Below are 13,585 nucleotides of genomic sequence, written 5' to 3'. Positions count from 1 at the left end.
ACCGCTAAAGTTTAGCGGTTATTTTTTGGTTTCTCATGTACTTTTTCATACTCATCATAAGCATCTACAATTTTTTGAACCAATGGATGTCTTACAACATCATTACGATTTAAATAACTAAATCCAATACCTTCCACATGAGATAAAATCTTAGCTGCTTCTTTTAAACCACTTTTTTGATCTGCTTGTAAGTCTATTTGTGTTAAGTCTCCAGTAATAATGGCTTTACAGTTAAATCCAAGTCTTGTTAAGAACATCTTCATCTGTGGTGGTGTTGTATTTTGCGCTTCATCAAGGACAACAAAAGCATTGTTAAGTGTACGCCCTCTCATATAAGCAAGTGGGGCAACTTCAATAAGTCCTTTTTCCATATTCTTTTCAAACTGCTCAGCACCCATAATCTCAAACAACGCATCATATAAAGGTCTTAAATAAGGATCCACCTTACTTTGAAGGTCTCCTGGTAAGAAACCTAGCTTTTCTCCAGCTTCTATAGCCGGTCTCGTTAAAATAATTTTACTTACTTCATTCTTTCTAAAAGCATTTACAGCCATAGCCATAGCCAGATACGTTTTTCCTGTTCCAGCAGGACCTATCCCAAATACTACCATATTCTTTCTAATACTGTCTATATATTGTTTTTGACCTAATGTCTTAGCTTTTAAAGGTTTTCCAGCTGCAGTCATTGTAATAAGGTCTTGTGTGGCCATAGAGAATTCTTTTTCTTTGTTTTTCTTAATAAGGTCAACGGTATATTCTACCATCTGTGTATCTATAACTTCTCCTTTTTCAGCTGCACTTAGAAGCTCTTTGAAAGTTCTAATGGCTAAATCGATATGCGCAGGTTCTCCAGATATTTTAATATCTTCATCTCGAAGGACTACTTTGATATGAAAAAGTTTTTCTAGAAGTTTAATATGTTCATCAAACTTTCCAAAGATTCCTGCTATATAACATGTTGGAATTTGTATTTTCTTTTCGTCTAAACCCATTATTCGTTTTCTCCTTCTACTTCACTTTGTGGCATCATCTCTTGAGGTGTTAAATAAAGAGCTTCACTAATATCTTCTTCTACAATAGCCTGAAGCTTTGCAACCAGCTTATTATCATCTTTACTATAAACAACTTCATGGTAAATCACCTGAGCCTCATCACCTAACTTTTTAAGCAAAGCGTCATAAAGTGTTCCATAAAGTTTTTCTTTAGCACTTTCTTCATCAATAGGCTGTTTATACGGTGTATACTCTACTTTCTGCTCTTTTTCATAATAGAATGGTAATGGAAACTGATCTGTAAGCTTAAACTGTTTAACCGTTATCACTTCATCATAATCGTCATACTGCTCTTTTGTATGACTCCTTAAAAAAGGAATTCTTAAATCAAAAAGCCTTAAATCACACTTTGTACTGACACGATTGGTATAAACCTTTTGAACTGTTTCAAGAGGCATACTTGCTTCTAGCGCATAGCCTGTCTTTGCCTTAACGGTTGCCTTTGCATGTGTTAAATAAAGGGAACCTCCTTCATCACCTAGCTGCATACTGCCTGAGACTAAAATATCTCCCTTTTTCACAGTATCTCCTTTTTTCACGCCAGGCATTCCTTTATCTGTCGCAATATAAGTAATAAGTCCATCATTTTTAGCAACAAGGTGACAAGGTGCATTTTCTGTATGTATAGTTGGTTTAGGAACAGATTCTGAAATCTCTACAACCAACTTTGTTCCTTCAAACTTAATCCCAGTCCAAATAATGTCCGGGTATGTATTAATGAGTTTTTGCTCGGCCTCTCGTAAATTCAGTCTTGCTTTAAGCCTTCCTGCTTTGTAACCACTTTCTTCTAATGTCTCTATAACCTCTGTTTCATTAAGCCTCTCACAGCCTTGCACTTCTACAAGCCATACAAATGAGCTTAGCAGGTAAATACAACCTATAAACAAAAAGACACCTACACTAAACATGACACGTTTACGATATCTAAATGTCAAAAAAGGAAGACCCCTTTTTTCTACAATTCTCATACGACACCGTGCCTTCTTGGCATAAGGCTTCAAACGCTTGAAGCCTTCAATAGTAGTACTTAAATAGATTTTACCATCTTTACGTTTAATATTCCAAAAAGTATTCTGATGGCGTATTGCTAAATTCATAAATTTTTCTAAAGTGTAGCCACTTACTTCTACTATAACATAACCTTTTAAATAATTCCATAAAGATAAAAACAAATGGCTCACCCCCTATTCCCAAAGCTTAAAGCTTGGATTTTCCCCTTGATTTGGATATGCTCACTATCCATACTACGTGCCTCTAAGTTCTTGCCTTCTATTGTAAATTCTCCGCACTGCGTTTTTAATCTAATGACTTCATCTCCATACTCTACGATACTTATAAAATTCTCAATGACAATTTCTCTATCTCCAACTAAAGAAATAATAGGTACATCCAGCACGGTTTCTTTAGGAATTTCAAAGCTTTCCATCATATCAAGTATCCATTCTTTCTTCTTGTCTGATTTTTCCTTCTTCATGACTGATTCCCCCCTTATTTCTATATTATGCATAGGGCAGGACAAGTATAACAAAAAATCCTAGAAGCTATCTAGCTTCTAGGATTTCATTAGCCAATATGTGTTGACTATAGCACTCACTATTTATACTAATTAGTATTGTCTATTTTTTTTGCGTGCTGCTTCTGATTTCTTTTTACGTTTCACACTTGGTTTTTCGTAATGTTCTCTTTTACGAATTTCTTGCATGATACCTGCTTTAGCACAATTTCTTTTAAAACGACGAAGAGCGCTATCTAAAGATTCATTTTCGCGAACAGTAACCTCTGACATTTCTTTCCCTCCCTCCGGGCTGCAGTATCGTGCTTTATGCATTTGTACGGAGAAAAGATTAAAGCACTACCCTAAATTATAATTGACATCTTATATTACGTCAATAGGTTCTTAGCAACTTTTAGCTATTTCTTTAATTGTTCTTTAATTGTTCTTTAATGATATCTGTTGCTGTTTGTAATGCTTCATTCATTTTTGATGCATCTTTACCTCCAGCTTGTGCCATATTAGGGCGACCACCACCGCCTCCTTGTACGACAGGAGCAGATGCTTTAATAATATTACCACAGTGGATACCAGCGCTTACTGCATCATTTGTAGCCATTGCTACTAAGCTTACTTTTTCATCTTGGCTACTTGCAAGTACAACTACACCTTCACCTAATTTGTCTTTGAATGTATCTCCCATATTACGAAGAGCATTCATATCCATATTTGGAAGTGCTGCTACTAATACTTTAAGTCCTGCAATTTCTTGTACCTGATCAAAAATATTTTCTGCTTCAGCTTTCGCCATTTCTGCTTTAAGTTTATCATTTTCTTTTTGAAGCTCTTTGCTTTCAGCCATTAAATGCTCAACTTTTTTAGTAATACCATCTTTTTTAGCTTTAACAAGTTTAGCAACTTCATTTAATTCTTTTTCAATTTCTTGGTAATAATGGATTGCACCACGACCTGTAACTGCTTCAATACGTCTTACACCTGAAGCAACACCTGATTCAGAAACAATTTTAAATGTACCAATTTGAGCTGTATTAATAAGATGTGTACCACCACAAAGCTCTACTGAGTAATGACCCATGTCTACCACACGTACAACTTCACCGTATTTTTCACCAAAGAGTGCCATAGCACCCATTTTTCTTGCTTCATCAATAGAAGTTTCCATTGTTGTAATATCTAAAGCAGATAAGATTTTTTCATTTACGATAGCTTCTACACGTTCGATTTGCTCTGCTGATAAAGCTTCAAAGTGTGTATAGTCAAATCTTAAACGATCTTTTGTTACATTAGAACCAGCTTGTTCTACGTGTCCACCTACTACTTCACGAAGCGCTTTTTGAAGAAGGTGTGTTGCACTATGGTTACGTGCAGAATCAAGACGTACTACACTGTTTACTTTAAATGTAGCTGTTTCACCTTGCTTCACCGTACCTACTACTACTTTACCATGGTGTACAAATTTACCACCCACAGCTTTTGTTGTATTTGTTACTTCTACTGTACCTGTAGCTGTTGTAATCGTTCCTACGTCACCAGCTTGACCGCCACTTTCAGCATAGAATGGTGTTGCTTTTGATACAATATACACGTCCATGCCTTCTTTTGCTTCTTCAATAATTTCTGTTTCTGTTGTGAGTGCATCAATAGTAGACTCTACTTCTAGTGTATGATAGCCAACGAACTGTGTTGATAAGTTTGTATCTAATTTGTGGAATACTGTTTCATCACTACCCATGTAGTTTGTTTCACCACGTGCATCACGACCACGTTGTTTTTGTTTTTCCATTTCATCTTTGAAAGCTTCCTCATCAATTGCAAGACCTTTTTCTTCTAAAATCTCACGTGTTAAATCGATAGGGAAACCATAAGTGTCATAAAGTTTGAAACAAGCTACACCATCTAATACTTTTTCACCTTTTGCTTCAAGTTCTTCAATATAAGTTGTTAAGATGTTAAGTCCTTGTTCAATTGTTTTGTTGAAGTTTTCTTCTTCTACTGTAAGAAGTTTTACAATGTAGTCGAATTTATCTTCAAGCTCTGTATACTCATGTTTTGAGTTATCTACTACTGTTTTAACAAGTTCTTTTAAGAATAAGCCTTCAATACCTAAAAGTTTACCATGTCTTACTGCACGTCTAATAAGTCTTCTCATAACATAGCCGCGGCCTTCATTTGATGGAAGTACCCCGTCAGATGCCATGAATGTTGCTGAACGGATATGATCTGTAATAACACGGATAGACATATCTGTTTTTTGAGATTGACCGTATTCTACACCTGCAAGTTCACATACATGATCACGGATTGCTTTAACTGTATCTACATCAAAGATAGATGTTACACCTTGCATCATAGCTGCAAGTCTTTCAAGACCCATACCTGTATCAATATTTGGTTTTGGAAGTGGAAGGTAAGTACCATCTTCTTGTCTATCAAATTGTGTAAATACTAAGTTCCAAAATTCTAAGTAACGGTCACAGTCACACCCTACCGCACAAGTTGGGGAATCACAACCAAACTCTGGACCTCTATCAAAGTAGATTTCTGAACATGGGCCACATGGACCTGTTACGCCTACTTCCCAGAAGTTATCTTCTTTGCCCATGAATACAATGTGGTCTCTTGGAACGCCCATTTTTTCATGCCAAATTTCAGCTGTTGGCTGATCCTCTTCATAAACAGATACATAAAGACGGTCTTCAGGAAGTTCAAGTACTTTTGTTACAAACTCCCATGCCCAGCTAATTGCTTCTTCTTTGAAGTAATCCCCAAATGAGAAGTTCCCTAACATTTCAAAGAATGTACCGTGACGTGCTGTTTTGCCGATATTTTCGATATCACCTGTACGAATACATTTTTGACAAGTTGTCATACGTGTCTTTGGTGGTACTTCTTGACCTGTAAAGTAAGGCTTAAGTGGTGCCATCCCCGCATTGATTAATAATAAACTGTTGTCATTTTGAGGTACAAGCGGGAAACTTTTTTTACGTAAGTGTCCTTTTGACTCAAAAAAGCTTAAATACATTTCTCTTAGTTCATTTAAACCGTAGTTTTTCATAAGTAATCCTCCTTATTCTTTATAAAAAGCTTCATAATACTCTTCAAGACAAAGTCCTAGCTTAGCCATTTTTTTAGCATGCCCTATACCTACGTAACGATAGTGCCACGGTCTATAAGAAAACTTTGTATAGAACATCTTATCTTTAGGGTACCTAAGTATGAATCCATAAGATGTGGCATATTCCCTCATCCAATGGAACTGTGGACTTTCTTCATATATAGAAATACTATTATCTTGTTGCATATGATGAAGTGCAATGTCAATACAAAGCCCTAACTGATGCTCACTGCATCCTGGTGGCATAAGCGTTCTTCTTGCTTTTTCATAAGCAAGTTCTGCCTTAAGCCCCTGCCTTATATTTTTTTGAACTTCATTTTGAAAAAGCTTTTTTTGATAAGCAAAGCATAAGTAACCCCTGCGTCCATAAATAGATGGCAGGCCTTCTCTTTGCAAAGCTCTATTCATCTCATAAAAAGCTTCATAAACCTCTTTGACAAGCCAAATATGCATGACCGGCTCACAAACTAAAGACTCTGGAATATATAAAGCATCTAAAGGTCTATCTTCATTGACTATACTAAGTTTATACATAGAATCACCTCTTTTTGATTTCAAGGCAAAATAAAAAACCCCATCCCAAATTAGGGACGAGGTTTCTCGCGGTACCACCCTAGTTATACTCTACATAGAGTATCCCTCTTCAACTTGTAACGTAGTTACCCGTACATCCCTACTTATGGTTCAAGATGCATGCTCAAAGGCTGCTTCTATAAACAGGCATTAGAAAGCTCTCACCACCACTTTCCTCTCTGAAAACCCTTATTTATATACTATTCCTTATCTTCGCATTTCACTTATTCTATATATATACTTAGTACAGCTTCTCATATGCGTATTATGATACTGATTATAAGAAATAAAGGCATTTTTGTCAATGCATGTCTCCTTTAAAACCTATGAATAAATAAGCCGCTTCTAAGCTTAGGTTCAAACCAGGTGGACTTAGGTGGCATAAGTCTATTAGCATCAGCTACCTGTATAAGCTCATCCATAGTAGTCGGATAAAGTGCAAAAGCAATATCCATATCTTCATCTGTACGCCTATTAAGCTCCTTTATCCCTTTGATACCTCCTATAAAGTCTATTCTTTTATCTATCCTTGGATTCTTAATATGAAAAATAGGCTCTAAAATTAAATCTTGTAAAATAGCTGTATCTAGCCTTGCTACAGGGTCCTTTTCATTAATCTGATTATTCTTAAGTCTCAGATTATACCAACTTCCCTTATATCTCATCCCTATATGATGGGGCCTAGGTGGATGGTATATCTGCTCTTTCATCTGGGTAATATTAAATTGTTTTTCTATGGCATTCATCAGTGCCTCTTCACTCAATTCACTCTCATCTTGAATCACACGATTATAATCTATAATGTTTAAATCAGATTTTGGAAATATAACACCTAGAAAGTCTTCATATTCTCCTTCTTCCTTAAATACCTCTTTTCTTCTTACTCTTGCATAACTTGCTGCAGCAGCTAATCTATGATGTCCATCTGCTACATATAAATTCTTCATTTTATTAAAACAGGCTATTACTTCAGCTTGTTCATGCGGATTCTCTATACAGTATACCAATTGCCTTACTCCCTCATGTTCAAAATCATAAAGAGGTTTATGATCTAGCCTATACCTTTCTATAAAAGCTTTAAGCTGTGCTTCTTCTTTACATGCTAAGAAAATAGGCCCTGTATGCGCCTGACACTCTTCAATATGCAAAAACCTATCTTGCTCTTTATCCTCTCTAGTCTTCTCATGTCTTTTGATTTTGCCTTCATCATACTCCCTACAGCTTAGACATCCTACAATGCCATATTGGCTACTTGAAGATGTAATAAGCCCATAGATATATAGGCAAGGACTCTCTTCCTGTATCAGTATACCTACCTCTATAAGCTCTTCCAAAATGTTTCTAGCATACTCATATTGCTTCAGCTCTTGTCCTTTATAAAAAACTTCTGGTTTATCTATATGCAAAAAAGAATAGGGATTACTTTCTCCAATTCTTCTTGCTTCTTCTTCACTTATTACGTCATAAGGTAAGGCTACAACCTGCATTGCATAATCTATTCGGGGTCTGTAAGCCCTAAAAGGCTTAATAGAAATCATCCCATATCCCTCCTTTCTATCTTATTTAGTTTTATTAAGAAGAACCCTAAATTATGTCTTATTTTTCTTTCAAGTAAAAAGTCATACTAAAAAGGAGTAAGGCATTTAGATTGCCTTACTCCTTTTTTTAAATTCTATCTTTCTTTGTATAATGTGTATGTAGCAGTTCATGTGCCTTATGACTCATTGGATGTCCAAAATAAGTGTCATACATTTCAATTACTGCTGGGTTTTCATGAGACTTACGTAGTGGTTTATGCTCATCTTCCCTATAAAGTGCCTCACGGCGTTTTTGTACCACTTCAATATTGCCATGATGATAAGGCTGGCCACCACCGCCAACACATCCTCCTGGGCATGCCATCACTTCAATAGCATGGAAACCTCTTGGGTTACCGTTTCTTAATTCTTCCATAAGTGTTCTTGCATTGCCAAGGCCATGTGCAATACCAATCTTTAGATCTAAGTCTCCCACTTTTACAGTAGCTGCACGTACACCATCAAATCCTCTTAGCTCTTCAAAATCTACTTTACCAAGACTTTCTCCTGTTACTTTTTCATATGCTGTACGTACTGCTGCTTCAATAACACCACCTGTGGTACCGAAGATTACAGCTGCACCTGTCGACTCCCCTAATGGATGATCAAATTCAGCCTCTTCTAAGCTATTAAAATCAATATTAGCCTGTTTAATAAGTGCCGCAAGCTCTCTTGTTGAAAGTGTAATATCTACATCTTTCTCAAACTCTGGTCTATCTGCTTCATACTTCTTAGCTAGACATGGCATAATAGAAACTACTATCATTTTCTCTCTTGGAATATTCATTTTTTCTGCAAAATAGGATTTTGCAATAGCACCAAAGATTTGTTGTGGAGATTTTGCCGTAGATGGATAATCTAATAAATCACTAAATTGTGTTTCATAGAAATTTACCCAAGCAGGACAGCAACTTGTAAGGATTGGAAGATGTACACTCTTATCTCCTTTTATTGAACGTGTTAAACGGTCAATCAGCTCTGCACCTTCTTCCATAATGGTCACATCTGCCGCAAAGTCTGTATCAAATACATAATTAAAACCAAGTTCTTTTAGTGCTGCTACCATCTTACCTGTTACAAGTGTACCTGCTTCCATCCCAAACTCTTCCCCAAGTGCAGCACGAACAGCTGGCGCAGTTTGAACTACTACAACTTTGTCTGGATTTGCAAGTCCACTTAGTACATCACTTACTTGTTCATTTTCACAAAGTGCTCCCGTTGGACATACAGCTACACATTGACCACATTGTGTACATACTGTTTCTTCAAGTGGCAGACCAAAAGCTGTGCCTACAAAGGCATTAAATCCACGATTTACACCTGAAAGAGCTCCTACAGTCTGTACTTTATTACACATTGTCTCACATCTACGACACATAATACATTTATCCATATCACGCATAATCGATACGCCTAATTGTTTTGGATAAGTAGATTGTGCATGATTTTCATTAAAGGCTACATCACGGATACCAAACTTCACAGCCATATCTTGCAGCTGGCAATTCCCAGCTTTTTCACAGCTTAAGCAATCCTTTGGATGGTCTGAGAGCAAAAGTTCAAGTACCATGCGTCTAGATTTCATAACACGTGGTGTATGTGTCTTAACCACCATACCATTTATAACAGGTGTTGCACATGCTGGTGCCAGATTTTTTCTACCTTCTACTTCTACAACACAAATTCTGCAAGATGCAGTCTGACTTTTCATTGCTGTACCATGTAAATTAAGATAACAAAGGGTAGGAATTTCTACACCTACTTGTTTTGCAGCATCAAGAATAGTTGCACCTTGATTTACCATGGTTTCTTTGCCATCTATTGTAATTTTAAGTTCTGACATCTTAAACTCCCCCCTATTCTCTTACAATAGCCCCAAAACGGCATTTAGTCATACAAGCACCACACTTAATACATTTAGTTTGGTCAATTGTATGTTGTTGTTTTGGACTACCTGAAATTGCATTTACTGGACAAATTCTTGCACACGCTGTACAACCTATACATTTATCTGTTATGTTGTACTGAAGTAATGCCGTACATTTACCCGCAGGGCATTTATGATCTCTTACATGGGCAATGTATTCATCTTCAAACGCTTCAAGTGTAGATAAAATAGGGTTTGGTGCTGTTTGGCCAAGTCCACAAAGTGCTGTATCTTTAATCACCTGGCTCAGTTCTTTTAAAGTCTCTAAATCTTCCATCGTACCGTTACCAGCTATAATCTTCTCTAAGATTTCAAGTAAACGCTTTGTACCTACGCGGCAAGGTGTGCATTTACCACAAGATTCTTCTTCAGTAAATTCTAAATAGAACTTAGCAACAGCTGGCATACAGTCTGTTTCATCCATAACAATCATACCACCTGAACCCATCATAGACCCTTTTGCAATAAGGTTATCAAAATCTATAGGTGTATCTAAGTCTTTTTCTGTCAAGCAGCCACCAGATGGTCCTCCAGTTTGAACAGCTTTAAACTTCTTACCATCTTTAATACCGCCACCAATATCATAAATAACTTCTCTCAAAGTGATTCCCATTGGTACTTCAATAAGCCCTACATTGTTAATTTTACCTGCTAAAGCAAATACTTTTGTACCCTTAGATTTTTCTGTACCAATCTTACTAAACCAATCTGCTCCCTTAAGAAAAACAACAGGTACATTAGCGAAAGTTTCAACGTTATTTACATTAGTAGGCTTACCCCAATAACCACTCTCTGCTGGGAATGGTGGTTTGGTTGTTGGCTCACCACGCATACCTTCCATAGAGTGGATAAGCGCTGTTTCTTCTCCACATACAAAAGCACCCGCACCAAACTTAATTTCAATATCGAAGTCAAAACCTGTACCCAAAATATCATGACCTAGTAAACCATACTCACGTGCAGCTAAAATCGCTGTTTCAAGACGTTTAACAGCAAGTGGATATTCTGCACGAATGTAAACGAGCCCACGATTTGCCCCTATAGCGTAACCACAAATAGCCATAGCCTCTACAATAGAGTGCGGATCCCCTTCTAGAATAGAACGATCCATGAAAGCACCCGGGTCCCCTTCATCCGCATTACATACAACGTATTTCTGATCACTCTTGTTTTTATAAGCAAACTCCCATTTAAGCCCTGTAGGGAATCCACCGCCCCCACGTCCACGTAAACCTGACTTCTTCATTTCATCAATAACTTCTTGCTGAGTCATAGAAAGAACTTTACCAAGTGCCCCGTAGCCATCTCTTGCAATATATTCCTCAATATTTTCTGGATCGATAAAACCACAGTTACGGAGTGCTACACGCATTTGTTTTTTATAGAATTCCATATGCTTGGAATCTGATACACTATCACTTGTTGTTGGATTCACATAGAGAAGTCTTTCAACTTTTCTACCTTTTACAATATGTTCTTTTACAATTTCTTCTACATCTTCTGGTTTTACCTGTACATAGAACGTATTATCTGGAAGAATTTTAACAATCGGTCCTTTTTCACAAAAACCAAAACATCCTGTTGTAAGTATCTGTACACTGTCTTCCATACCTACTTCTTTAATATGTAAATTAAGATTTTCTACAATTTCCTTAGATCTTGAAGAAATACATCCTGTACCACCACATACTAGAACGTGCATTGTATATTTAGACATTTTTAGGCCACCTTCTTTCTTTACTCATCAAGGGATTTATGAATAGCTGGTATAATACCATCTGCCATTTCGCCGCCAAGAATATGTTTCTCTAAAATTTCTTTTGCTTTGGCTTTATCTACATTTCCATAGACAACTGGCTCTTTCCCTGGAAGTGTAACTTCAATTGTTGGCTCTGCATAACAGTACCCCATACAGCCACTTTGTGTAATGACTACATTTTCGATGTCTTCATCTCTTATAAGCTCTGCTAAATAGTTCATCACTTCTCTTGCTCCTGAAGCAATCCCACAAGTTGCCATTGCAACACGAACGACTACCATATTTTCAACATTTTCACCTTTTACTCTTAGATCAACTTTATTTTTTACGTTGTCTCTTAGTGTTTTAAGCTGATCAAGTGACATAATTTTAGTCATAGCTTTCCCCTCCTGAATTAATCTTGGTACTCTTTAATAATCTCTTTAACCTGTTCAGCTGAGTTAATGCGTCCATATACTTTATCTCCAATAAGTACAACTGGCGCAAGGCCACATGCACCTACACACCTTAATGCATCAAGCGAAAACTTACCATCTGAAGTAGTCTGCCCTACATCAATGCCAAGCTCATTTTTAAAAGCCTCTAATACTTTATCTGCACCTCTTACATAACAAGCTGTTCCTAGACACACAGAAATAGGATATTTCCCCTTTGGCTCCATTGTAAAAAAGGAATAAAAACTTACGACACCATAAACTTGTGCTGTTGAAATATTTAACTTTTCACCAACGAATGCTTGGACCTCCTTCGGAAGGTACCCAAAAATAGATTGTGCTCTATGAAGTACTGAAATTAAAGCGCCCCTTTTTTCTGGTAATTCATCAATAAATTTTTCGAGTTCTGCATACATTTCTCTTGCAAGCTCATTTTTGCAACTTTCACATGACATAGCCTATCCTCCTCACACTTTTATTACTTTTGGCTAACTTATTGAATAAGTAGCCAATATCTTCAATAACTTATTTATGAAAATACTACGCTTTTGTAGTATCATCATCACTTTTACACTTTACCTAACTTTTCAGAAAACCAAACAGTTGCGTTTGACTTAAGTATTCTAATTCTAAGAATTGCTCACTTTCACAAAGCGCTTCTAATGTATGCGCATCAGAACTTCTAAGTAGTTTATACCGGTTAAACTGTCTCTCAAAAACTTCCTGATTTCCCATCTTAGAGATCTCTAATACTTTGAAATCTAAGTCATCAGGTACTGTTCCTAGATTCGATAGAATACTATATGCACTTCGGTCTATATGAGCAGGATAAAGAATACCCCCACACTGTTTAATTAAGAGTACTAAGTCATAAATAGATAGATTGGTAGCTACTAGAAGCATCCTTTCAATTTCTCCTGCAACCTCTCCCTCTTCATCTAGTAGCCACTGGTGTCCAAATATATGTGTTTGATTTTTGATATAGGGCATATGCCCTTGTACTTCCTTTTCTATATATTTTGCAGCATCCAACGAAGGGAAGAGTGCAATAGCATGAAATTCTTCCATACATTCTATTTCCATCCCTGGGATAACTATAATGCCTTTCTGTCTTCCTAGCTTTACGGCAACCTCACAGTTGCCACAGCTTTGGTGGTCTGTAATGGCGATAATTTGCTTACCAAGTAAATAGGATAAATTAATAATGTTATTTAGGGTCATGGCCTCATCCCCACAAGGTGAGGCCGTGGTATGAATGTGAAAATCATAAGAAATTCTCACCCTATCCCCCCTAAAGTTTGGTCCATCCCAAACCTATAAGCGATCTCAAAGCTACTTAAAGGAGAGGTAAGAACGGGAATACCATTTTCCTGTGCTTTTTCAAGCATATCAGCCGTAGGCTCACTCCCCTCAGCTAAGATAATAGCCCCTATTCCTACCAAACTTGCAACCGCTATGGTATTAATATGTCCCTGTATAGTAATCCATACCATTTTTTCCTTGGCATGTGCCATTACAAAACTTAATAAATCCCCTACATATCCACCTGTTATCTCTTGATTTAGACCATCACTTTCACTTAATATACTCAAATTATATTTCTTTACTAATTCTCCTACAGTCATATCGCCCCTC

13 protein-coding genes and 1 other annotated feature are annotated in these 13,585 nt (G+C 36.8%); all 13 genes read right to left on the bottom strand.

Annotation, left to right across the window (positions count from 1 at the left end; genetic code table 11):
* Positions 1 to 11: 11 nt before the first annotated feature.
* Complete coding sequence (locus H8718_RS07265) at positions 12 to 992, bottom strand: PhoH family protein (RefSeq protein ID WP_177669595.1); 981 nt, start codon at positions 990 to 992, stop codon at positions 12 to 14.
* Entirely contained in the window at positions 992 to 2,224 is a 1,233-nt protein-coding gene (gene yqfD / locus H8718_RS07260) for a sporulation protein YqfD (RefSeq protein ID WP_177669593.1), read from the bottom strand. The genes H8718_RS07265 and yqfD overlap by 1 nt, the downstream gene beginning before the upstream one ends.
* Before the next feature lie 5 nt (positions 2,225 to 2,229).
* On the bottom strand, positions 2,230 to 2,526 hold the full coding sequence (locus H8718_RS07255) for a YabP/YqfC family sporulation protein (protein ID WP_249332430.1): 297 nt from the start codon (positions 2,524 to 2,526) through the stop codon (positions 2,230 to 2,232).
* 132 nt (positions 2,527 to 2,658) lie between these two features.
* Positions 2,659 to 2,838: a 30S ribosomal protein S21 gene (gene rpsU, locus H8718_RS07250; RefSeq protein WP_053985353.1), complete on the bottom strand. Its 180-nt coding sequence runs from the start codon at positions 2,836 to 2,838 to the stop codon at positions 2,659 to 2,661.
* 133 nt (positions 2,839 to 2,971) lie between these two features.
* The gene (gene alaS, locus H8718_RS07245; RefSeq protein ID WP_249332429.1) at positions 2,972 to 5,620 is read right to left on the bottom strand and encodes an alanine--tRNA ligase; all 2,649 of its coding nucleotides are present in this window, start codon (positions 5,618 to 5,620) and stop codon (positions 2,972 to 2,974) included.
* Positions 5,621 to 5,632: 12 nt separating this feature from the next.
* Positions 5,633 to 6,214 (bottom strand): M15 family metallopeptidase, encoded by a 582-nt coding sequence (locus tag H8718_RS07240; RefSeq protein ID WP_249332428.1) that lies wholly within the window; start codon positions 6,212 to 6,214, stop codon positions 5,633 to 5,635.
* 49 nt (positions 6,215 to 6,263) lie between these two features.
* Positions 6,264 to 6,476, bottom strand: a binding site (T-box leader).
* 94 nt (positions 6,477 to 6,570) lie between these two features.
* On the bottom strand, positions 6,571 to 7,791 hold the full coding sequence (locus tag H8718_RS07235) for a DUF1015 domain-containing protein (protein WP_249332427.1): 1,221 nt from the start codon (positions 7,789 to 7,791) through the stop codon (positions 6,571 to 6,573).
* Between the two features lie 127 nt (positions 7,792 to 7,918).
* Positions 7,919 to 9,673 carry an NADH-dependent [FeFe] hydrogenase, group A6 gene (locus H8718_RS07230; protein WP_249332426.1) on the bottom strand — a complete coding sequence of 585 codons (1,755 nt, stop codon included), beginning with the start codon at positions 9,671 to 9,673 and terminating at the stop codon, positions 7,919 to 7,921.
* A gap of 13 nt (positions 9,674 to 9,686) precedes the next feature.
* Positions 9,687 to 11,474, bottom strand: a complete 1,788-nt coding sequence (gene nuoF / locus H8718_RS07225; RefSeq protein WP_249332425.1) for an NADH-quinone oxidoreductase subunit NuoF — start codon at positions 11,472 to 11,474, stop codon at positions 9,687 to 9,689.
* A gap of 20 nt (positions 11,475 to 11,494) precedes the next feature.
* The gene (locus H8718_RS07220; RefSeq protein ID WP_249332424.1) at positions 11,495 to 11,893 is read right to left on the bottom strand and encodes a (2Fe-2S) ferredoxin domain-containing protein; all 399 of its coding nucleotides are present in this window, start codon (positions 11,891 to 11,893) and stop codon (positions 11,495 to 11,497) included.
* Positions 11,894 to 11,910: 17 nt separating this feature from the next.
* On the bottom strand, positions 11,911 to 12,405 hold the full coding sequence (locus H8718_RS07215) for an NADH-quinone oxidoreductase subunit NuoE family protein (protein ID WP_177669578.1): 495 nt from the start codon (positions 12,403 to 12,405) through the stop codon (positions 11,911 to 11,913).
* A 124-nt stretch (positions 12,406 to 12,529) separates the two neighbouring features.
* The gene (locus H8718_RS07210; RefSeq protein ID WP_177669576.1) at positions 12,530 to 13,231 is read right to left on the bottom strand and encodes a PHP domain-containing protein; all 702 of its coding nucleotides are present in this window, start codon (positions 13,229 to 13,231) and stop codon (positions 12,530 to 12,532) included.
* On the bottom strand, positions 13,228 to 13,575 hold the full coding sequence (locus H8718_RS07205; protein ID WP_177669574.1) for a DRTGG domain-containing protein: 348 nt from the start codon (positions 13,573 to 13,575) through the stop codon (positions 13,228 to 13,230). The genes H8718_RS07210 and H8718_RS07205 overlap by 4 nt, the downstream gene beginning before the upstream one ends.
* Positions 13,576 to 13,585: the final 10 nt, after the last annotated feature.

Source organism: Zhenhengia yiwuensis (genome assembly GCF_014384995.1).
GTDB classification, from domain to species: domain Bacteria; phylum Bacillota; class Clostridia; order Lachnospirales; family Cellulosilyticaceae; genus Zhenhengia; species Zhenhengia yiwuensis.
Note: the sequence above shows the minus strand (reverse complement) of the source record. Positions and strands in the feature narration are given on the sequence as shown.